Below are 21,503 nucleotides of genomic sequence, written 5' to 3'. Positions count from 1 at the left end.
TTAGAAGTATTATATATCGGAATTATAATTCTAGATAAAAATATACATAAATACTGCACCCATATTTATAATTTAATAGTTATTGTTAGTTATATGAAACCTGATATTAACATGTTTTGTTCACTGCTTATATGAACGACTTTCATGTAAGTCTTATATAATTGTTGTTGGTATATAAGACATTAGTTCAATTTTACATTTTGTGAATCTTATATAAGCCTTATATATAACAACTTGATATAAGTCTTATATATAATGACTTGATATACGTCTTGCAATGGTGTAATATATTTTTAGGAATAATTAACCAACGTTTTAAGGGGGGAACAACTTGAACGAGGTATTAAGTGAAAAATATAAACAAAACAAATTTACTGAAGAAGTTGTGGAAATGTTTGCAGACATTATTGAAGAAGACGAAATACTCTACAATGTATTTCATTACATAGGATCTCAAGTAAACAAACAATACCAAGAAACAAAATATATGAGAGGTATTTCAATAAATGAGATAGTAGAAAGTGTTGTTATTGATAGGAGAGTAAAGAAACCTAAGGGTAAATCCTATTCATTAGAACTTGAAAGAACTAACATTTCAAGAAGATCAGCGGAAGGTAGTGTTGCTACTTTAGCTTCAATGTCATTAATAACAGAAAAAATTATGCATCCGTATAAGTTTTTAATTTCAACTATTAGGGGGCAGCAAGTATTAGTTGAATTAAGCAAACGTAAGAAAAGTAATGAGAATAAGGGAGAGATAAAATAATGGCAAAAAACTTTCTGAAAAACGAAGTAGCAGTGAAAATGACTATGGTTGGTTTTGGTCAAGCTGGAACTAGAATGGTAGATAAGTTTGCTGAGTATAAGCATACAGACGGTACAGCAGTTTATAATTGCCTAGCATTGAATAGTAATGATGGGGATTTAGCAGAACTGAAAAACGTGCCAAAAAGCAACCAAGTTTCACTAAAATTAGGTGGTTTGGGTAAGAATCCTGAGCGTGCTGTAAAGGTGTTAGAATCTAATGAAGAAGCTAAGGACAAACTAAAAGAATTTATAACGCAACGTGTCAGACCAACTGATGAGTTAGTGCTATTTTTTGCAGGTTTAGGTGGTGGTACAGGTACATCTACAATTATTCAAGCAATTGAAGAATTCTCTGCTTTTCATAATAAACCTGTAATTGCTGAAGAACTTAAAAGTATGGCAATGAAAATTCCTAGAGAAGAATTAATCAAAAATCAACAAAAGTATGCAAGAATTGCTTTCAATAATGCAATTGAACGTAAAGATTTTATTAAAATGGGTATTGTGGTTACACTTCCAGTTAGAGCAGATGGGCCGGATGTACTAAGACAGGTGAATAAATTTTCACAAGAAATTTGGAAGTTAGCTAATGATCCAGCGAAAGGCGTTGCATTTGTTGTATTTGCAGATAACCAACATTTCTATGATGAGTTTAAGGGATTAAACGAGAATGAGAAAAAAGGCATCGGAAACTCACGAGACTATGCAAATCAGCGTATTGGAGATATTATTCATGAGTTAAATACAGCTGCAAACGGTTCAGGAACATCAGTAATTCTAGATTCTCAGGACTTTAAACGAATTTTACTAGAAAGAACAGGCTGTTTAGTAATTAATAAGGTTTCACGTAATATGAATCAAATTGAAAACAGTAAAGAAATTGTAGATATGTTCTCAGAATCATTGAAAGGAAGCTCATTCCATCACCCTATTGATCTGATGAAGACAAATGAAAATGGAGATTTAGAGGCATCAAAGGTACATCATTTTGGGATGTTAGCAATTTTAGATGAACAGAAGAACCTTGATGATTCATTTATGGATGATGCAAAAGTAGAAGTAACAAATAAACTACCAATCAATGGAACTGTTTTTAATGGTTATTTAGTTAGTAAAAATGACTTTATGAGTAGCGTGTATACTTTCTATAAGACAGATGCACTACCATCTCGATTATCTAAAGGATTAGTAGAAGAATATAATGAATTCAAGGAAAAACAAAGTCAAATTCAATATACAAAGTCTCAAATTACTACTATTGAAGCGCAAGACTCGGACGATGATTTCAATATTAACTTTGGTGATTACTTTGAATTAGAACCAGAGAAAGATGAAGAACCGCAAACGCTAAATGATGAAGAATTAGCCGCATTTATGGATCCTGATAAGATGTTCGGAACAAAATAAAAAATAAGCCTGGAATTTTCCAGGCTTATTTTTCTGTTTTCATTACATTTTGCATGTATTCAATCATGTTCTCATCAATATAGTTTTCTATGAAAAGTTGTTTTCTCGCAAGATCTTCCTCTTTTTTAAACCAACCAACTTTTTTAATACGAGTTTCTTCTGGCTGTGTATTCCATTCTTTTTCAGCTTGTTTTCTTAACTCTGTACGCGCTCTATGTTGAATAATTATATTATCTAGTCTTTCTTGTCTTTGGCGCTCTTTTAACCTCTCAGGGTCTTCTGGTGCAGGTAGCACCGCACGTATAGCATCTTCGAACTTTCCTTGATACTCTAATTCAATGTTTTGTAAATGCATTTGAATTTTTTGTTCTACTATTTTTTCAATAGTCGCTGCAGCTTCCTGCATGTTTAATTGGGATGAGACTTCACTGGTTTGATTTTCTGGAGAAACTGGTCTTAGTTCAAATTGATGTGGTAAAAGCTCAATAATTGCATCTAGCGACCACTTTTCATCCCTTTTTAGTTTGATAAATAAAGCTATGTCTAAATCCAGTGTGTTATATAACTTTTCGTTTGTATTATTGGTTCTTAATGTTCCGTGTAACCCCTTTTCCTCTAGGATATTGAACCAATTGTATACAGTGTTATGATGTCGACCTACTAATTTAGAAAACTCTGTTATTCGCCAAGCTTTTTCAAAAGTATCTTCATGACTAGAGTTTGTATTATTGGACTCCATATGTTCAGTTGTATTTTTGTTATCTTGTTCAATCATCGTTATACCTCCTTGAAATATAATGGCCATAGCAAAATGTAATTAACATATAAAATGAGATTAACATGTTAAGTATCTTTCGGTGATATAAACCTCAATACCTTTGTTGATCGACATTCACATGAAATGTGTCATTGATATATAAAGTATCACTTGTTAACATGAAGTTGATAAATCAAGATCTTGAATTAACTATTGTTAATGTCCTGTTAATAATCCGTTAGTTATTAATGATTATTATTGCTATGAAATTAACAAATTAGCCTACAATATATTAATGATAAGAAAATATTAGTGATTTGTAAATAAATTATGAGGATATAGCATTAAACTTAAAGACTTAAAAGCTAAAAAGTATGTATAAATGTAGAACAAAAAGCCCATACTAATAATAAATAAAGGGCTATATTTATTATAATTTATGATACTCGGTAGTAGAAAGCTAAGAAATGTATAGTTTATTGGCCTCAGTAGGTCTTTAGAATGCACATGAAGGTTATTGAATTGCTTTTAATATAAACTCATTTTTTATAGGAGGAACCGCCCTTTACAAGGAATCTCTATATAATCAAAATTGATTTATACAATTGCTACTTTTAGATCGGAAGTAATAAAAAGCGATTTATTATTTTTGGCTACTATCAAAATGCCTTCAAGAATGATATCCTCCCCGACTTATCCGGGGGATTTTGTTATAAAAAAGGCCTCTTAATAGATATAGAATCTAAAACTCTATTTGTATGTATATTTTCAACGTTAGAATCAACAATTGTTAATGTTATGTCAATACGCGTTAATGATAATTGATATGACACTATTACTAACGGACAACAAACTCTATTAACATGTCAATCTCAGGTTATATATCAATGATAAATAAAGAGAAAACTGTTATTTTTTTGACGCTAATAAGAAATTATCGATTGTATGAAGTTCTTGCTAGTTTCTAACCATAACTATAGTTCTTTTAGAGTGATTTTTAACTAATGCGGATTTTGAAATCCCCAAATCTGCTTCTATGCACTTTTTAATTGTTAATGTCATATTAATGTTAAACGAAAATTGTTGATATAACATTAACAATTTAGATATCATTTCTCTCTACGCTTTACTTTTAGACTATATGTCAATGATAAACAAAGGTTGAAAAAACATTGAATTGCTGTCGTCATTTATTGTTACGATCAAATTTTAACTATTTTTTGATAGTGTGAAAACATTTTCGAGGATAGATCATCACTAGATTCGCTTCGAGCAAACCACCACAGAAGAAAATTTTCACCAATATAGATTTTGAAATCTTGAAGACCATAAACACTTCTTCTTTTTTGGCGACTTATTGTTAATGTTATATCAATATCAATTAGAACAATATTGATAACAAAAGAAAATAAGCACTTAACATGTTAATTTCAGGCTACATGTTAATGATAAATAAAGGGAAAATTATTGATTTTTTGTTAGTTCCTAATCACGATTAGTGTACTTTTAGAGTGTTTTTTGATATTTCGATAGAAATCTGTTGTGGTAGATAAATTTTTAACCAATACAGATCTTGGGTCTTCGAGATCTGTATTTTTGCGTATTTCAACTACTTAATTGTTAATGTTATATTAATGTTAAATACGAATTGTTGATATAAGATTAACAATACAGATAGTATTCCTTTCTATGTGTTATTTTTTAACTATATGTCAATGATAAATAAAGGGTGAAAATCATTGAATTGCTGTCATCATTTATTACTCGATTGATTTTTTAGCTATGTTTTGATAGTATCGAAACATTTTCTAGGATGAATTGACACTAGATTCACTTAGAGAAAACTACCACAGAAGACAAAATCCAGCCGATATAGACTTTGAAATTTTGAAATTAATAAACATTTCTTCTTTTTAACACCAGGTTGTCAATGTCATGTTAATCTTAATCGGAATGATGTTGATATCAAGAGAAAATAAGTGCTTAACATGTCAATCTCAGTTAATATGTTAATAACAAATGAGAGGTTAAAAATCAGTTATCTTTTCATCGGTATCAACATGAGATTGATAGTTTCATGTTGTTTCTTTTTTATATCTTACTAGCATTAAAATATTTTCAAGGCTAGTTTATTAATTAACATACTACCGTACAATCTGCTGCAATAGACTAATGTTCAACTAATATAGATCTTGCAGTTTAGATAGGTATAAATATTTTTGATAAGTGTCCGCTTGCTAATGTTAATCGGTGAATACTAGTGATAAAGTTGGCGCGCTTCATTTAACATGTTAATCTCATTTGATATGTCAATGTCAAATGTGGGGAAGATGTATTGATTTTTTGTGGATATTGACATGAGATTGATAATTATATGATTGTTTTATAGTCATTGGTCTAAATTGTTTTTAAGTAGGACTAATTAATTTTGGACAAAATATAAAGTTATGATGATTGTTTACAAAGGATATATTATGGTAAACAGTAATGCGTTTAATAGCGCAATTAATTGGTTAGTAGGGAATATACTGTATCAAAAAAATTCAGCAGAGAAACATTAATGAACTGTTAATAACGGGGATCCTTATAGCTTGGTAAATATAGATTGCTAAAATAGCATCTGATTCTGAAGAAGTTCTCACTTCAAAGAGTCCAAAAGGGGTTAAGGAGTGAGATGCTCATGTATAATTTTGGTGTGGAGTTTAATAAAATCTGGAGATTATTTGATTAAATTAAGAATTTTTAGTATATTATTGTTATAACTTGTAAATTTTTTATTTTCTAGTGATTACATAAAGCCCTTCGGGTTACGGATTAAATTACACGTTTGTGTGGTATTTAACCTCCGTATTCCAAAGGGCTTTTTTATTTGATTAAGGGAAAAGGGGATATGTGATGTCAATTGAAAAGTTAGCAGCAAGTAGAATATTAAGACCAGTGAGAAGCATGAATAAGGGGAGTAATGAGAGATGGTTTGAATATTATAGAACAACGTGCCCTATATGTGGTAAGCAAGGATGGTGCATGGTTAATGATTCTGAAACCAAAATAATATGCGGACGAATTTCATCAGAAACAAAATTCGGGGAAGCAGGCTATTTACATATAGTAGCTGAGGATCAAAAAAGGGGATATGAATTTTCTCAAAATCAAATGATTAAGGAACATAGGAAGAAAAATGATTACACTCTTGATATTATTTACACTTTATTCCTAGAATTTCTAGACGTGCGAGATGAACATATTAAAATGTTAAGGGGATCAAAACGCAGGATTACAAGAGAAGTAATAAATGTTAGAAATTACAAAAGTTTTCCTCTTAAACCTTGGGATACTACGAAAGAGCTAATAAACAAAGTAGGGGGGAAAACAAGCTATATTGTTGGAATTCCAGGATTTTATGCAAAAGAAACAATGGATGGAAGATATTTCACGTTTGCAGGAAGGAGAGATTCTTTATTAATACCGCAGAGAAATATATATAATCAGATATGCGGTTTTCAATGTAGAATTGATAATCCTGAATATATGACAGTTGTAAAAAATCATAAACCAAGCTTTAAGGCAGAAGTTATTGAGCAACCCAATACTATAGAGGTGACCTATGAAATTAATGGGAAGATAGAGTCTATATTTAAAGGTGAAATCGATGTTAAAGAATGGTATGAAATTAATTATGAAGGTGAAAAATTAGGTGAAGTACAATTAAAGTTAGAAAGTAAATATATTTGGATCAGCTCAGGTGGGAAATTCCATGGAACAGGAGCTGGGAACCCATTGCCAATACATGTAGCAGTACCTAGTCGAGAGTTGAAAAGTTTGGAACGTGGAGAACTAATAAAAAAGGATAATGTATGGATTTCAGAAGGGAGTCTAAAGTCTGATATTTCTGCTGAAAACTTAGACGAGCTTCTAACAAATGAGGAAAAAGTAATGTATGGTACCACAGTTGTATCAATACCTGGGGTTAAAGTATGGAGAATATTAATTGAACCATTAAAAAAAATGGGAGTTAAACAGGCGACGTTCGCTTTAGATATGGATATGATTACAAATTCAGATGTTCAGCGGTCTTTATTAGAATGTGCGCAAGCGCTTTATCAAGAAGGGATAAGCATTAATTATGCAAGTTGGGATATTAATCTTGGAAAGGGGCTAGATGATTTATTGTTAAACGATTATATTCCAGCAATAGAGAAAGTGAGATAAATGCTATTTAAATTGTATATATAAACCTTGATGATTATTAAGATTTATATAAATATAATTAGTTAAATTATAAGGAAATGATGGATATTTTAATATATCGGTAATTTTTTTAATTTTTAGAATAATTCATTTTACATTTTGTTATAATCCTATATCATATACATACAGGAGAAATTTGGAAGAGTTTTGAAGGCGAAGTTTCGTATCTATGTAATATCGATAGTAGTTTTTAATTACTAAATAATACTATTCATGTATACGAGGTGAAACAAATGGGGAGACGGGTAAGCGAGAAGAAAACGAAAGAGCAGTTTTTATATGAAAGAAGAAGACAATTAGAAATAATGGAAGGTATTGGTAGCATCTGCAAAGGATGCGATATTTATATAGAATTGAGAAAAACGAAAGCACATAAAGAAGTGGCCAATACATGCGCAAGGAATTGTAAGTTGATTAGTAACGTACAAAAGGAGACAAAGATGTTTTTAGAAACAATTCGTTAAAAACGAGAAGGGAGGAATGGGTATGAATCAATCATATAGCAGCTTGAATCGCGATGAGTCATTAAATAAAACTATAACACAAGGTTCTACTGCAAGAAGTATTAAGCCAATGGCTAATCTAGAAGGAAACACTTTTGAAATTAAGGGAATTGGGAATTATAAGGTACTATCAAAACAAGAAAGTTTAAAATTATTTCAGCGGTACAAACATGGTGAAAAGGATTTACGTGATTATTTGTTTCATGTGAATGTAGGACTAGTATTATCTATTGCAAGAAAGTACAAAAACAAGCACCCTGATATAGAGTTTGAGGATCTGGTTCAACAAGGTAATGAGGGAATGTTACGGGCAATGGAAGATTTTAATCCGGCTTTAGGTTATTGTTTTTCCACGTACGCTTTTTGGTGGATAAAAAAAGTATGTTAGGAATTATATGTAAAAAAAAGTCTGGGCCTTTTAAAATCCCTAATTCTGTGAATCAATTTAATTTAAGATATGTTGAGTTAGAAGATAAATATCTACAAATGTACAACAGAACCCCTTCAGTGGAAGAAGTAGTAAAAGAGTTAAATGTAACTAGCGAAACAGTCATTAGGCACAACGTATATTATAAGCGAGCTACTACTATGACTTTGGATATAGATACAATAAATGAAGATATAGGTATATCAAATCCATTCTATGATGATAGTTCAGCAATTCCGTCAACAAATGAGATGGTAATTGAGGACTTAAATTACGAGATATGGTTAATATTTGATGAAGTATTAAATCCAAAGCAAAAGATGGTACTAAATCTATGTTTTGGTCTTCTAGATGGTAAAGTGTATTTGCATAAAGAAATTGCAAAAGCACTTATGATAACAACGGAAAGAGTGTCACAAATAAAGGATGAAGCAATTAAAAAATTGAAGAAATGTGACTATAAAGATGAAATTTTTAATCTACTACATGAAAAGTTGAAAGTAATGGATGAACTTAATATGGCGTAAAAATATATATTTATATTTTTCGGAATATACAGTATAAAGAGCGTGTTGTATCTTTTTGTATCTAAAAGTTGGAAACAAATTGATGTATTAAGGGTATAACATGTACTTCGAACTACTCACCACTTAACGTCCTTACGGACTGTTTGAAGTGGGAGATTCCTGCGAACACCGATGTATCCACCGGTTATCTTAGCATGCTCTGCCCGTAGTCCCTACGGTGAAAACATAAGTATCTTGTACGTTGACTCACCACGCTTCCTACTTTAGCTTGGTTTTCGCAACTTCGGCAAACGTGGGGCGCAAGAACGTTGAAGATTTTACGGTTGCAACATTTTTCTGCAACCAACCTCATATCTTCAGTTTTCAAAGAGCAATCTGTACAAGTAAATGGTAGTAAACATGTTGGCTTATGCCATGCGACATTCATCTCCCACCTAAAATTGGTGTTTCACACTTTCACATTTTGAGGAAGGAGTTTTCTGTCGGAAAACGATAAACTCAATAGATGATAAATAAAAAAAGGATAAATGGGTGCTACCTATTTATCCTTTTTTTTATTTATCATGCTTAAAAAAATAATATTATCTCTAATTCCCCTTAGTTTTTCTGTAGAAATATCTCATGATTAATTATGAAGGATTAATAATTTAATTACTCTCATTAATGAGGTACCGATAGAAAGGAGGCCATTGTTGTTATATGCAAAATAATAGAAAAAGAAACGTAATTAAGGAAAGGATTAGACAAGAAAAAGAGCGACGAGAACGATTACTAGCTGAGGAAGAAGAACAATATGGGGATACCCATGAGCATCAAGTAAGTGAGAAATTCCAACAAGAGCATTCAGATCAACCGTTGAAACAAAGTGAAAATAGAGAAGAAAGTGTAGTTTTAAATACACCTAAAAATGAAGCTTCAAATAGTAATCCGGCTCTTGATTGGATTACAACAATTCAAAAACAATCAAGCACTTCTGAAAGCGATTTTAATATAGAACTACCAGAAGCAGAAGAAGAAGCAAGAGAACGTGAAGAAGCGGAAGCGCGTAGAAAGGCGGAAGAAGAAGCAAGAGAACGTAAAGAAGCAGAAGCACGTAGAAAGGCCGAGGAAGAAACAAGGAAACGTGAAGAGGCAGAAGCACGTAGAAAAGCAGAGGAAGAAGCAAGAGAACGTAAAGAAGAGGAAGCACGTAGAAAGGCCGAGGAAGAAATAAGGGAACGTAAAGAAGCGGCAGCACGTAGAAAGGCCGAGGAAGAAGCAAGGGAACAGGCAAAAGCACGACGGAAAGAAGAAGAGAAAAAACTTGAAGAAGTAAGAAAAAGAAGATTAGAGGAAGAAAAGAAAATAGAAGAAGCTCAAAAGAGACAAAAAATAGTTGTGGCTAAAAGGGAACCAGAAAGTGATGAAATTAATTTAAATAAGGAAAGAAATCTAGCAAATGTAACTAAATTTGAACAGGATGAGAAAGTAGTAATCGATAAAAAAGGAATCTTAAATAATATGAAAAAGTATAAGTACGCTATTATAGGAGTCGCATCAATTGTTTTATTATTAGTAGCAGGTTTTGCCTTTAGCGATATGAAAAATTCACAGGCTGCATCTGCAAATAATGTAAATAGTTTAGAAGTTAATGCAAATTTAATAAATGGATTAAGGTTATCTGCAGTTCAAAAATATCAAGATGCTGCCTTGGAATTTGATAAAGTCGATTATAAAAAGTTAGGAAAAGAAGATAAAAAGGCAGTTTTATTTACGTATCTATTAAGTGGTAAAGCACAAAAGGCAATTGACTTAGAACAAGATTTTGCAGAATCAATAGTTTCATATTATATAGCTGTAGATAATTTGAAAAAAGTAAAAGAATTAAAAACAAAAAATCCACTAATTAATTTTGAAATTGCTGCATTAGATAACAAACATGAAGAAGTTATCAAATTAATAGATCAAGTGCCACTTGATGGCAGAAGAGAAGGAATTATTGTTAATAGTTATCTGAAATTAAATAAATCTGAGGAAGCTAAAAAGTTTGCTCAAAAGGTTGGAAATAAAGATTTACTCGAAAAAATTAATAATTCTACACCTAATAGTTCTGCTACTTCTGTAGCAACTATAAGTGCAGGTTGGTAATGGGGAGGAATTGATTGTGCCTTTAGATTATTCGAAAATCTTCAAGAAAGTTTTACTTGCAACTACTGTAACTACCTTAAGTGTTGGGGTAGTTACAGGCTGCTCGCTGTTTTCTTCAGAAAAAAAGAGCATTAAAACAGCATCAGTATCTAAAAAGAAAAAGGATAGTGAAAAAGAAAAGAAGAAAGATGAGAAAAAAGATGAAAGTAAGAATGAAAAAACTGAAAATTTAAATGCTAATGATTTTGATGAAATCATTGATAATGCAAAACGTAGCTCTGATCAAAATTTAGCCAGTATCATTGAAGATAACAAAACTAAAAAGAAATTTGATGATTTAACGGATTCAATTGCAACCGCAGCTATAAATTCAGACCGAAACTTAGCATCAGTTATTGACGGTGATAAATCAAGTAATCGTTTTTCGGATTTAAATTCTTCTATAGCATCAGCAACAAATAATCCTTCTGTCTCGGATAATAAGGATAGTAAGAACTTTGTATTTGGTGGCGATCTAAATATCAATGATGGAGTGGCTATTGCAGATAACTCAATACCTCCAATTAATAATGATAAAAAACCACCAACTTCTGGTGACACAGGTGTCGGGGAAGTGAAACCGCCAACAGGTGGTGAAGGTAATAATGGTGGAGGAAATACAAAACCACCAACAGGCGGAGATGGTAACGATGGTGGAGGAGGTACAGAACCACCAACGGGTGGGGATGGTAACGATGGTGGTACAACAAAACCAGAGAAACCTGAAAAAGATACAGTGGCACCAGTAATTACAGCAAAACAAGGTGTAACTGTTTATGTAGGAGATAGCTTAAATGCAGGAGATTTGGTAGAAGTTAAAGATAATAAAGATCCAAACCCAGTAGTAACAGTAGGAGCGTACGATACAAGTAAGGCAGGGGAAATTCAAGTAACAGTAACGGCAACAGATGCATCAGGAAATAGCTCAAGTACAACAGTAACCGTTAAAGTAGTAGAAAAGGAAGAAGAAAAGGATACAGAAGCACCAGTAATTACAGCGAAGCAAGGTGTGACAGTGCATGTAGGAGATAGTCTAAATGCAGGAGACTTAGTAGAAGTAAGAGATAATAAAGATCCGAATCCAATAGTAACAGTGGGGACGTACGATACAAGTAAGGCAGGGGAAATTCAAGTAACAGTAACGGCAACAGATGCATCAGGAAATAGCTCAAGTACAACAGTAACTGTTAACGTAGTTGAAAAAGAAGAGGAAAAAGATACAGAAGCACCAGTAATTACAGCAAAACAAGGTGTAAACGTAAATGTGGGAGATAAATTAAGTCCAGAAAGTTTAGTAAGTGTAAAAGATAATAAAGATCCAAACCCAGTAGTAACAGTGGGAGCGTATGATACAAGTAAACCAGGCACAATATTAGTTCAAGTAACGGTAACAGATAATGCGGGTAACAGTTCAACTGCAACGGTAACAGTAGTGGAAAAGGAAGAAGAGAAGGATACGGAAGCACCAATAATAACAGCGAATCAAGGTGTAACAGTACATGTAGGAGATAAATTAAGTCCAGGAAGTTTAGTGAGTGTAAAAGATAATAAAGATCCAAATCCAGTAGTAACAGTAGGAGCGTATGATACAAGTAAGCCGGGCGCAATATCAGTTCAAGTAATGGCAACCGATAAGGCAGGAAACAGCTCAACTGAAACAGTAAATGTGGTAGTTCTTGAGAAAGAAAAACCAGAACAGAAACCAGAACAGAAACCAGAGCAAAAGTCAGAACAGAAGCCAGAGCAGAAACCAGAGCAAAAGCCAGAACAGAAAACTGCAGGAACAACTTCTAAAGAGCAGGGTAATGGATTACTTGCATCAAATTCTAATGATGTAGCTAAATAAGATTTTAGCGGAAAATTATAATAGCGAAGATTTTAGAAGGTTCATCTATAAGTTTTTGTATCAGTAAAACTTAACTAATCAAAATTATATTGTAAAAAGCTCCGACTGTCCTACAGTTGGAGCTTTTTTTTAATGTTTAATTAATTGTATTAAAATTTCATGAGTCTATTGAATGGTTTATAGCGTAAAACTATCTTGCCTTCTATATTATTCAAAGGTATAAAGCCTATTTTTTTAAATCTGCTGTCTAAACTTTCCTCGCGATTATCTCCTAATACAAAAATAGTATCATTCGGAACCTTATCGAAACCATAAATACTTTTTAATGAAAAATCAGCTGTTTTACCTTTTGAGTATAGATCTTTTACCACAAGTCCATTTATATAAAGCTGTTGTGATTTATATTCTATTGTATCTCCAGGTAAACCAATTACTCTTTTTATAATTGTTTTATTATTAGAAGTATTTTCTAGAGGGGAATTAACAACAACTATATCAAATCTTTGCAGATCTTCTATTGAATGGGTGAGGTGATTAATTAAAACCTTGTCATTATTAAATAAGGAGTTTTCCATAGAAACTCCAGAAACCTTATATGGAAAAAAAACGAACTGTCTTAGTAAAAGTAAGGTAACGCCAATTATAAATATTAATATTGGAAAAACAGAAATTAGACGTTTTTTCAATTTAAGATCAAACTCCATTCTGAAGGTTTATAATATTCATCATAACATAGATTTAATGGATTGAATATTCTGAATATTATTGTTTTTGTAGGTGTAATTTGTTAAAATTAAGTATACTTTTTTAATTTCAATTTTTTATATCTATAACTACTATAGCCCTTTCGGGGTTTCGATTTTCAAAGATAGTTTAAGTTTTTTATTTTTACTTACTTTTTAAACATAACTCCGAAAAGGGCTTTTTAGCGTTTTTTGGAGAACATCACATTGTGAAAGGATGAAGATTAAGAGATTATTTTTAGTGTTAGGCGTTTTAGCTATGATGTTTGTTTTTTATAACACCTTTTTGAACTACCCCCACTTTCACTTCGTTTAGAAGTGAGGGATTCCTAAGTAAAGAGTTCTATTGAACTCTAATTGATTAGGCTAACCCCGCAGCCCTTGCGGTTAGAAGCCTTATCGCTTCATTTTTTATATTGATACTTGCGTTAATATCCCTATCATGGTGTGTACGACAAGAAGTACAGTCCCATTTACGTAGGTTTAGATTTTTAACGTCTTTGTTCTGATATCCACAACAAGAACATAATTGGCTGGAAGCAAATGTTTTCGATACGACAATGACTTGTTTGCCGTACCATTTTGCTTTGTATTCTAACATGGATCGAAATTGCGACCAAGATACTTCACTAATTGCTTTTGCTAACTTATGATTCTTTAACATATTCGATACTTGCAAATCCTCAATACCGATAACATCGTGGTTTTTGATGATTTCAGTTGAGATTTTGTCTAAGTAATCTTTTCTAGCATTTGAAATGTATTCATGAATTCTAGCTACCTTTACTCGTTGCTTATTCCAGCGAGAAGATCCTTTCACTCTTCTAGAAAGAACACGCTGTGCTTTCGCCAACTTAGCTTCTAATGATCGAAAAAACTTCGGATTTTTATAGGTTCTTCCATCTGACAAAATAGCGAAATCTTTTAGTCCTACATCTATTCCAATGTAAGAATGTGTTTTCGGAAGTTCTTGTACTTCTGTTTCAACTAACAATGACACAAAATATCTACCAGAAGGGTTCCGTCTAACTGTAGCATTTACAATACGTCCCTTTACTTCACGACTTTTGGCAAATCGAACAAGCCCTAGTTTTGGCAATTTAATTTTGTTTTCTATAACAGCAATGTTTTCATTTGTTTGTTTTGTGGTATAAGATTGTACGTTGTTTTTCTTAGATTTAAAGCGCGGGGCGCTGTTTTGTTTTTTGAAAAAGCGTGTATAGGCATCCGCAAGGTTGCGAACAGACGACTGAATCGCAATACTATCCACTTCTTTTAGCCAAACAAACTCTTTCTTCATGGCAGGTAGTTTGGCAGAGCATGTACCATAGGTCAAGCCTTTTCCTGTTTCTTTGTATGCGTGATCCCATAAGGATAGGAAATGATTAAATACAAAGCGAGAACAACCAATCGTTTTGTTGATTAGAATTGCTTGTGCTTTATTTGGATAGATACGAAACTTATAGGCTTTATTGATCATCATTTCATTCACCTCCATTTCGGTATATGACTATTATATACCAAACGTACATTCGATAGATAGTGGAGTAACACTTTATGTATGTCGAACAATTAAGATGGCTTCCTGCCACCCCTTGTTCGAAGCCAATTCATCTCCCACCTACTCACTGGACTGTGATCCTTCACGCTCCTTGAGGAAGGAGTCTTCTTGGCTAAAATGATAAATTTATGTAACTTTGAAAATGTAGAGGATAAAAAGGTAGCATTTGAGATACTGGAATTCTATATTCATCAAAATTGTAGTGTAATATACAGCATAATTGATGGCAGATTGAAAAAATAAATAATAATCAGGCTTTCGAATTATTAGAAAGTGTAAAGGTATCAAAGAATTTGATTTGTTAACTTGAGAAAGTTAAATAACAGAATAAATTTTCTGAATTTAAAGATAAAACAAACTTCATTGTGATATAATTTAGTTGCATTTTTTTCTTTTTCTTTTTTATATCACTAACTACTTATAACCTTTCGGGTTAATGAAATTACACAAAAAGGAACTTTATGTTACTTTATTTCATTGTGTAAACAATTCATTTTCCTGGAAGGTTATTTGTTTTTGCCTGAAAGGGGTGATGCTATGTCATAGGAACTAATTATTAAATAGAAACTGCTGCTGCAATATCAAAAGTTTTTCAAAAAGGGGTGCATATTATGTTGGTTACAGTAATTGTGTCAGTTGTGGCTGGTATGGTCTCAGGATTGGCTAGTCATTACATCACAAATAAAAAGTTCTTGTTGCCTCGTAAGAGCAAGCTTGCATTTCACCCGGGTTTCTTGGGAGAGATGTTTGTAGGCAGTATTGCTTCACTCGTTGGTGTTGCAATGTTTAACCCTGAAACAATGATGGATATTCTTAAGGTGAGTATTCTTGCTGGGATTTCAGGGCAAGCCTTCCTGCTGCACAATCGCTTGGCAACGGAACAAGTAAAAACCGACGAGATTCAGTCGATTTCAAAGAAATTGAACGAACTCGAAAAAAAGAATAAGGAATAAAAGAGGAGTAATCTGGTATAAATAGAAATAGAGAGATGAGGAGATTTGGTTATGCAACGGCCAAATAAAGAGAATTGAGTTGAGGTGAGCCCCATGTCTCGAAAGGAAGTTTTTGATTATCTAGATGATCAAGAAAAGGAAGATTTAGCAGCATGGACAGAAGAGCTTAAGAATGCTCAATCTACGAAAGCAGTTAAACTTTATTCAGATAAGATAAAGGAACTGCTAGGAAAGATTGAACAACGAATGATTAGTTCAGGAGAGGAAGCAGCGACGGTTAGCTTCTAATTGAATAGCAAGATAGAAAGAGGCTGGTGGAGAATTTATCCACCAGCTTCTTTTCTTTATCGGGCAACATGTTATTAAGTATTATTTATAGAATAAGAAAATTTTCAATAAAAATACAACAATATTATGTAAAACATGTATACACCATACAATCCAAAATGGTGGAAATTTTGGATGTCCATTCTCATATTTTCTTGTATAAATCCAATAAGAGTACGCAAATACCAAACCCATAATGCAAGCATATAACATATAAGTATAGCTAAAATTGTGGCTCAATCCAAATATAATAGCTGAAATAAAGATAATTGATTTATTGTATTTTTCCATACCGGGGATTAATTTTAAAATCCAAAATATAAACATTTGGTATAGAGTTGTTTCTAATAAAGGTGCAATGACTATGCCATCCACTATTTGAATCCATAAATATTCATCTTCAATGGTTTTTTTTGTAATCCTCCTGGTAGAAAACTGGTGGGGATTGGTAACAAGAAAGATGCAAAAGTCATGACCAGAATAAACCATAGTGTTTTTAAATGATAAAAATAATGTTGTGTCTTCTGAATTATTGATATATTCTCCTATACTGCCGTGTCCTATTTACGGTTTATAAATAGGTGTACTTCTAATCTAGTAATAATTTAGGTATATAAAAAGACACTATATATAGTGCCTTTTTATACGTTGACCTATTCTGAAAGAAAATGTAGTGATTAATCATAGTTTGTTGGATGCTTCTTGGTTGATATTAGTATAACATTATCATTGGTGATTTTAAATGCAATTATGCATATATATAATTTTTATTGTGTTCTGGTTAGAGCTATGTTTTTTCTTCTTATATGTGGTGCATAATTTGAGATTGTATAATGTCTTTCGATAAATCCTCCCTCATTTAAAATAAACTGCTACGTTGACTTAAATACACTTCTTCACAATCTTAACGAAACAATTAATAAAATCACTCTATAACCTGGCCCAATTACTGAATAATATGACCAGCATTTTTACAATAACTCTATTATTTCTGTACAAAAGGAGATTTTATGTGAGGGGTATTGTCAGGTTTTTAGAACCCCCCCAGGTTAAGAGTATGCAAAATTCCATGCGAATTTTCGGCTGATTTAGTAATAAACAAGAACCCTAAAACCGCGCCAGGATAGGAATGTATAAAAAAATGCATAGGTCCATAGAACGAAAAAAAGAGGTTCCCTTGTGAGAGTTAGGTTCCTCCTTTTCTTTGCTACTGATAATAGGACATTATGTTAACCAAGTATGTATACAATATTCAACCGCAAACAAACAACATATCACCTCTATTAAGTGATAAAATAGGGAAAAGTAAAATGGAAGGGGGGGCATAAGTGAAATATATTAATGGATTGTACATATCACTTATATTGATGATGTTCATTAATTTACTTAATATTACAATGTTCGATAATAAATACTCAGGGATAACAATGTATATCTCTTCCGTTATATTCACAATTGGAAGCGCATTTTTCATAAACGCAAAACGGCTTAAAATTAGTGAGAAAAAATAAAGCAAAAAAGTGATATTAAGTCCTCCAGTTAAATAATATGGAGGACTTTTAATAGTTTTCTAAATACATTGAATCCCGATAATGAGACGTTATGTTAACTTCACATGAATATAGTATTCGTCATTATTTACATAGGATTTAAATATATTCATAGCGAAATAAACTAAATACAAAAGGAGGAGTAACTATTATGTCATTTCCAGTTCTAGAAACAGAAAGATTAATATTAAGAGAAATTACAAAAGAGGATTCAAAAGCTATTTTTGATTACTTTTCAAAAGACGATGTAACACGATTTTACGGTATGAATTCTTTTAAAGATTTAAAGGAAGCAGAGACTCTTGTCGAGAACTTTCAGCGTGCTTTTCATGATAAAAAAGGAATTCGATGGGGAATTGTTACAAAAACAGAAAATAAATTCATTGGAACAATAGGGTTTCATGCTTGGAGTCCTCAACATAAACGTACAGAAATAGGTTATGAGATTCATCCGGATTATTGGAGAAAAGGATATATATCAGAAGCCGTAAGAACTGTTATTACATATGGATTTAATAAATCGGATTTAAATAGGATTGGTGCAATTATTTTTACAGACAATGTCGCCTCACATAGGTCAGTACAAAAATTTGGTTTTAAACAAGATGGAGTATTAAGAGAATATATGTATCAAAATAATTATCCGAACGATGTTATCAGTTATTCTCTACTAAAAAGCGAGTGGAATAATTAAAATCATTCTACTTCCGATATCGAGAATTATGTGAACACGAAAGTCCTCCAGTTAAACAATCCGGAGGACTTTTAATAGTTTTATAAGTTATCTTCCAAATACACTCAATCCCAAATAAATCAAACTATAACTAATTAAAGCACTTGCAAGCATCAAACCTATTTTTAATAATTTATCTTTTATATTAGACTTTGCTTCACTTATAGGTTTTCCCTCTATAAAATCAACTATTTGACGATAAGTTTTTAAATTATGCTCTTTTTTTATGTTTTCAACTTGCTGTGATGAAAGCATAAGCAAAATCGTGAGTACCAAAGGTATTATAAGGCCATAATAACCAAAAAAGTGAAATACAGGTGCAATAGAAATAGGAAGTATAAACATTAATACTAACATAATGTAACTCCACTTAAAGAAAGTTGATTTTTGAAGTTCTTCTTTCATGATCTTTACATCTCCTTTAACTAAATCATCCAGGGAGACATTAAAAAGAATACTCATCATTAATAAATTATGAATATCTGGATAGTTCCTTTCATTTTCCCAATTAGAAATAGATTGTCTGGAAACATGAATTTTTTCTGCTAACGCCTCTTGGGACATACTATCCCGTTTACGAAAATATTGTATCTGTTTACCAATGTTCATTTATACATCTCCCTTAAGTTTAAGGTTAAGTTAAAGGCTAATTAAAGACTACCAAATTTCTTTATAATAACGTGATTTTAAAGTGTAAAAATGTTTTATCATGCGATTTTCTCTTTATTTTTACTTCCTACAACGAATTTTACGTCAACTAATACCTCTTGCGGGGGCTAGTTGTTTTTTATATTAGCAATGATGGGATTTCACTTTTAGGAACTGTCTTAGCGTATAAAATCTGCGTTTTGCCGTTAGTACCCCATGTCCATCAAGCTAGTATTTTGAAGTGTCCCCAAAACGAAAATTTTATCTTTTCATAGTTGTCCATAGAAATTTAGTTCGTTTTTTTCATTTTGGGGAAGAATGTATTTCTTAACTTGATAGCGGTGTGGTGATACCTCATTTAGAAGACTAGTATATGCTGCTAGTCTTTTTTTATTAATTTACAAATTGAATTAATAAAGAAAAGACACCCTAAGGTGCCCTCCTCCGACTTGAACCACTTTAATTTTAATAATATGTATTTGACATTAAGCAAACACGTCCTATAAAACAGAATCATTTATTTTCACCAGATTGTTAGTGTACAAATACAAGAGAATCGAGATCATTTGTTTGGCTAGATTAAAGCAACGCCACATCTATATAGTTGAGATGTGTTACGCCTTCTAATCGAAGAATCTGCTTTATAGAACGTGTCCACAAGTGATATTTTACTACGTGTAATATTTATTTAGTGTAATTTTACCGAATATGTATAATTGCATTAAGTTTACGAGAAAATGAGAGTATACTTTGGTATTGTGTAATAAAGATAAAGCCCACCTACGGAAATAGGTGGGCTTTTTAACGCATAAAGAAAAGACACCCATATAAGAGTGTCTTTCCCAATAGTTTTTTAGCAGAAGCAGCTAGCTCCAACTATGATTAATAAAATAAATAATACAACTAATAAAGCAAAGCCGCCACCACAACTACTACAACTACCACCAAATCCCATAATAGTTCCTCCTTTAGATAGGAGGGGAAAACACGGGGTCATTCATGTATTTTAACGGGTTCACTTTACCTTATGTTTTTAGGCATTAATTGAGCAGGTCCCTTTTGAAAATAAAGAAAAGACACCGCCTTCAAAGTGTCTCTCTCTACTTGACCTACATAAAACTTTTTACAGCACAAATATATCTGGGTTCCCACCTAATTCTATTTTACTACAACTGTTTATAAAGTTTTATTAATTTAATGTAAATTTTATAAAGAAAAGACACTGCCTCCAGTGTCCCAACTTACTACGAGAGTTTTATGAGGAAACTTAAATAGGTGAATTTAAGTTTCTCTATAATATATGAAACTGCAATTAGAAAATCACTTATTTTTTAAAGGAGTTAATGGGTATTTGTACGTGCTGAAGTCTTTATTAAAAATATCCTGTACTAATTGGATAGCTTCATGATCATAAAAACTATCGTATGTTGGGAGGCGTGGGAATAAAGGATCAGTAATATCAGCATCTGCAAAATTACCTCTAAAAATCGCCCTGTCATTCTGATGATGCCATGACTTGGTTAGTATGTGTAAAGGAGAAGTTTTTAGTTGATATATTTGTTCTAGGCGCACAATTTCGTTAGAGAAATTTTCAAGGTAGATATACTTTGTAACAAACTCCTCTTCACCTGATTCATATTGCTGCATTAAATGTGGATCTACTTGTTCTAAATCTGTCATTTGCGCTTTTAAGTAGTAGAGAAAGATTTTAAATGAAATGGGTTTATTACAAAATTCATTACCATAATAAAAATTCCGAATAGGATTCCATGCTGGGTTTTCTATGTAAGGGGGAGGAATTAGTGAAAAGAATGAGCTTACAGCTCTTGTATAGGGGTTTCTCACTAATTTATAGGTATCTTTTCTGTTTGTATGTAAAGCTGAAGCTAGTTCAATAAAGTAGTCCGAGGAGTTTTTGTATATTTCATTTTCATAATTATGGATGAAGGGATCGTATTTTATGGCTTGTTTAAATAAATTTATTTGATAAAAAAACCAATGTGCAAGAGAAGTACAGCCACTTTTCTGACTCCAAAATAAAATCAAAGGGAAGTTAGAATTAAAGTGGGGAACGCGTCCTTGTTTAATAATATTTGCAAAAGACATAGTTAGCCCCCATTCAGTTATGTTAATTATTTTTAGTGTATGAATAAAGAACTTGGCATATGAACAAGAAAAGAGAAGTAGAATAGATAATTTAAAACAATATAATTTTGAAATGAAAGCGTTATTTTGTACAAGAATCTTTACAATTATACGTAAAGATGGCAGGTAATTGACTGAGTTACCTGCCATGTTCT

General features: G+C 32.1%; 17 protein-coding genes and 1 pseudogene. 11 read left to right on the top strand and 7 right to left on the bottom strand.

The features are described 5' to 3' along the window. Positions 1-331 precede the first annotated feature (331 nt). Positions 332-766 (top strand): hypothetical protein, encoded by a 435-nt coding sequence (locus tag ABH960_RS28300; RefSeq protein ID WP_064472955.1) that lies wholly within the window; start codon positions 332-334, stop codon positions 764-766. Continuing rightward, complete coding sequence (locus ABH960_RS28295) at positions 766-2,214, top strand: FtsZ/tubulin family protein (protein ID WP_404449741.1); 1,449 nt, start codon at positions 766-768, stop codon at positions 2,212-2,214. The genes ABH960_RS28300 and ABH960_RS28295 overlap by 1 nt, the downstream gene beginning before the upstream one ends. A 25-nt stretch (positions 2,215-2,239) precedes the next feature. On the opposite strand, the gene ABH960_RS28290 is transcribed toward ABH960_RS28295, so the two are convergent. After that, positions 2,240-2,989 carry a MerR family transcriptional regulator gene (locus ABH960_RS28290; RefSeq protein WP_404449739.1) on the bottom strand — a complete coding sequence of 250 codons (750 nt, stop codon included), beginning with the start codon at positions 2,987-2,989 and terminating at the stop codon, positions 2,240-2,242. Between the two features lie 2,877 nt (positions 2,990-5,866). Between ABH960_RS28290 and ABH960_RS28285 the strand changes: the two genes are divergently transcribed. The 5 genes and pseudogenes from ABH960_RS28285 to ABH960_RS28265 all read left to right on the top strand — a co-directional run bounded on the left by ABH960_RS28285 (position 5,867) and on the right by ABH960_RS28265 (position 12,688). Further along, positions 5,867-7,180, top strand: coding sequence for a DNA primase (locus ABH960_RS28285; RefSeq protein WP_404449737.1), 1,314 nt, complete (start codon positions 5,867-5,869; stop codon positions 7,178-7,180). Positions 7,181-7,452: 272 nt separating this feature from the next. After that, complete coding sequence (locus tag ABH960_RS28280; RefSeq protein ID WP_000533695.1) at positions 7,453-7,683, top strand: hypothetical protein; 231 nt, start codon at positions 7,453-7,455, stop codon at positions 7,681-7,683. A 22-nt stretch (positions 7,684-7,705) separates the two neighbouring features. Continuing rightward, a pseudogene (locus ABH960_RS28275) lies at positions 7,706-8,676 on the top strand (sigma-70 family RNA polymerase sigma factor). A gap of 699 nt (positions 8,677-9,375) precedes the next feature. Beyond that, positions 9,376-10,803, top strand: a complete 1,428-nt coding sequence (locus tag ABH960_RS28270) for a hypothetical protein (protein WP_404449735.1) — start codon at positions 9,376-9,378, stop codon at positions 10,801-10,803. Positions 10,804-10,819: 16 nt separating this feature from the next. After that, complete coding sequence (locus tag ABH960_RS28265; protein WP_404449733.1) at positions 10,820-12,688, top strand: adhesin; 1,869 nt, start codon at positions 10,820-10,822, stop codon at positions 12,686-12,688. Between the two features lie 149 nt (positions 12,689-12,837). Here the strand turns inward: ABH960_RS28265 and lepB are convergent, their stop codons facing one another. Further along, the gene (gene lepB / locus ABH960_RS28260) at positions 12,838-13,374 is read right to left on the bottom strand and encodes a signal peptidase I (protein WP_404449731.1); all 537 of its coding nucleotides are present in this window, start codon (positions 13,372-13,374) and stop codon (positions 12,838-12,840) included. A gap of 418 nt (positions 13,375-13,792) precedes the next feature. After that, positions 13,793-14,914 carry an IS200/IS605 family element RNA-guided endonuclease TnpB gene (gene tnpB, locus ABH960_RS28255; protein WP_404449729.1) on the bottom strand — a complete coding sequence of 374 codons (1,122 nt, stop codon included), beginning with the start codon at positions 14,912-14,914 and terminating at the stop codon, positions 13,793-13,795. A gap of 689 nt (positions 14,915-15,603) precedes the next feature. On the opposite strand from tnpB, the gene ABH960_RS28250 reads away from it, so the two are divergent. Together ABH960_RS28250 and ABH960_RS28245 are read left to right on the top strand one after the other, a co-directional pair. Beyond that, the gene (locus ABH960_RS28250; protein ID WP_000961794.1) at positions 15,604-15,945 is read left to right on the top strand and encodes a DUF4257 domain-containing protein; all 342 of its coding nucleotides are present in this window, start codon (positions 15,604-15,606) and stop codon (positions 15,943-15,945) included. A 93-nt stretch (positions 15,946-16,038) separates the two neighbouring features. Beyond that, positions 16,039-16,233, top strand: coding sequence for a hypothetical protein (locus ABH960_RS28245; protein ID WP_098883859.1), 195 nt, complete (start codon positions 16,039-16,041; stop codon positions 16,231-16,233). 81 nt (positions 16,234-16,314) lie between these two features. Here ABH960_RS28245 and ABH960_RS28240 read toward each other — a convergent pair whose 3' ends face one another. Next, positions 16,315-16,761, bottom strand: a complete 447-nt coding sequence (locus ABH960_RS28240) for a CPBP family glutamic-type intramembrane protease (RefSeq protein ID WP_404449726.1) — start codon at positions 16,759-16,761, stop codon at positions 16,315-16,317. 839 nt (positions 16,762-17,600) lie between these two features. On the opposite strand from ABH960_RS28240, the gene ABH960_RS28235 reads away from it, so the two are divergent. Further along, entirely contained in the window at positions 17,601-17,783 is a 183-nt protein-coding gene (locus ABH960_RS28235) for a hypothetical protein (RefSeq protein ID WP_000875167.1), read from the top strand. 190 nt (positions 17,784-17,973) lie between these two features. Continuing rightward, positions 17,974-18,516: a GNAT family N-acetyltransferase gene (locus tag ABH960_RS28230; protein WP_404449724.1), complete on the top strand. Its 543-nt coding sequence runs from the start codon at positions 17,974-17,976 to the stop codon at positions 18,514-18,516. Positions 18,517-18,603: 87 nt separating this feature from the next. Here the strand turns inward: ABH960_RS28230 and ABH960_RS28225 are convergent, their stop codons facing one another. The 3 genes from ABH960_RS28225 to ABH960_RS28215 all read right to left on the bottom strand — a co-directional run bounded on the left by ABH960_RS28225 (position 18,604) and on the right by ABH960_RS28215 (position 21,309). Then, the gene (locus tag ABH960_RS28225) at positions 18,604-19,164 is read right to left on the bottom strand and encodes a helix-turn-helix transcriptional regulator (RefSeq protein ID WP_404449722.1); all 561 of its coding nucleotides are present in this window, start codon (positions 19,162-19,164) and stop codon (positions 18,604-18,606) included. Between the two features lie 892 nt (positions 19,165-20,056). Then, positions 20,057-20,158, bottom strand: a complete 102-nt coding sequence (locus ABH960_RS28220) for a YjcZ family sporulation protein (RefSeq protein WP_000505688.1) — start codon at positions 20,156-20,158, stop codon at positions 20,057-20,059. A 365-nt stretch (positions 20,159-20,523) separates the two neighbouring features. Then, positions 20,524-21,309, bottom strand: coding sequence for a sulfotransferase family 2 domain-containing protein (locus ABH960_RS28215; protein ID WP_404449720.1), 786 nt, complete (start codon positions 21,307-21,309; stop codon positions 20,524-20,526). Between the last annotated feature and the right edge of the window lie 194 nt (positions 21,310-21,503).

This window comes from Bacillus sp. RC252 (assembly GCF_044909215.1).
Lineage (GTDB): Bacteria > Bacillota > Bacilli > Bacillales > Bacillaceae_G > Bacillus_A > Bacillus_A mycoides.
This window is presented reverse-complemented; position numbering and strand designations above follow the sequence as displayed.

What these genes read in the sequence shown, in the direction of transcription:
- ABH960_RS28295 (WP_404449741.1), top strand. Translation starts at nt 766, where the DNA reads ATGGCAAAAAACTTTCTGAAAAACGAAGTAGCAGTGAAAATGACTATG.
- ABH960_RS28290 (WP_404449739.1), bottom strand. Translation starts at nt 2,989, where the DNA reads ATGATTGAACAAGATAACAAAAATACAACTGAACATATGGAGTCCAAT.
- ABH960_RS28285 (WP_404449737.1), top strand. Translation starts at nt 5,867, where the DNA reads ATGTCAATTGAAAAGTTAGCAGCAAGTAGAATATTAAGACCAGTGAGA.
- ABH960_RS28280 (WP_000533695.1), top strand. Translation starts at nt 7,453, where the DNA reads ATGGGGAGACGGGTAAGCGAGAAGAAAACGAAAGAGCAGTTTTTATAT.
- ABH960_RS28270 (WP_404449735.1), top strand. Translation starts at nt 9,376, where the DNA reads ATGCAAAATAATAGAAAAAGAAACGTAATTAAGGAAAGGATTAGACAA.
- tnpB (WP_404449729.1), bottom strand. Translation starts at nt 14,914, where the DNA reads ATGATGATCAATAAAGCCTATAAGTTTCGTATCTATCCAAATAAAGCA.
- ABH960_RS28250 (WP_000961794.1), top strand. Translation starts at nt 15,604, where the DNA reads ATGTTGGTTACAGTAATTGTGTCAGTTGTGGCTGGTATGGTCTCAGGA.
- ABH960_RS28245 (WP_098883859.1), top strand. Translation starts at nt 16,039, where the DNA reads ATGTCTCGAAAGGAAGTTTTTGATTATCTAGATGATCAAGAAAAGGAA.
- ABH960_RS28240 (WP_404449726.1), bottom strand. Translation starts at nt 16,761, where the DNA reads ATGGTTTATTCTGGTCATGACTTTTGCATCTTTCTTGTTACCAATCCC.
- ABH960_RS28230 (WP_404449724.1), top strand. Translation starts at nt 17,974, where the DNA reads ATGTCATTTCCAGTTCTAGAAACAGAAAGATTAATATTAAGAGAAATT.
- ABH960_RS28225 (WP_404449722.1), bottom strand. Translation starts at nt 19,164, where the DNA reads ATGAACATTGGTAAACAGATACAATATTTTCGTAAACGGGATAGTATG.
- ABH960_RS28220 (WP_000505688.1), bottom strand. Translation starts at nt 20,158, where the DNA reads ATGGGATTTGGTGGTAGTTGTAGTAGTTGTGGTGGCGGCTTTGCTTTA.
- ABH960_RS28215 (WP_404449720.1), bottom strand. Translation starts at nt 21,309, where the DNA reads ATGTCTTTTGCAAATATTATTAAACAAGGACGCGTTCCCCACTTTAAT.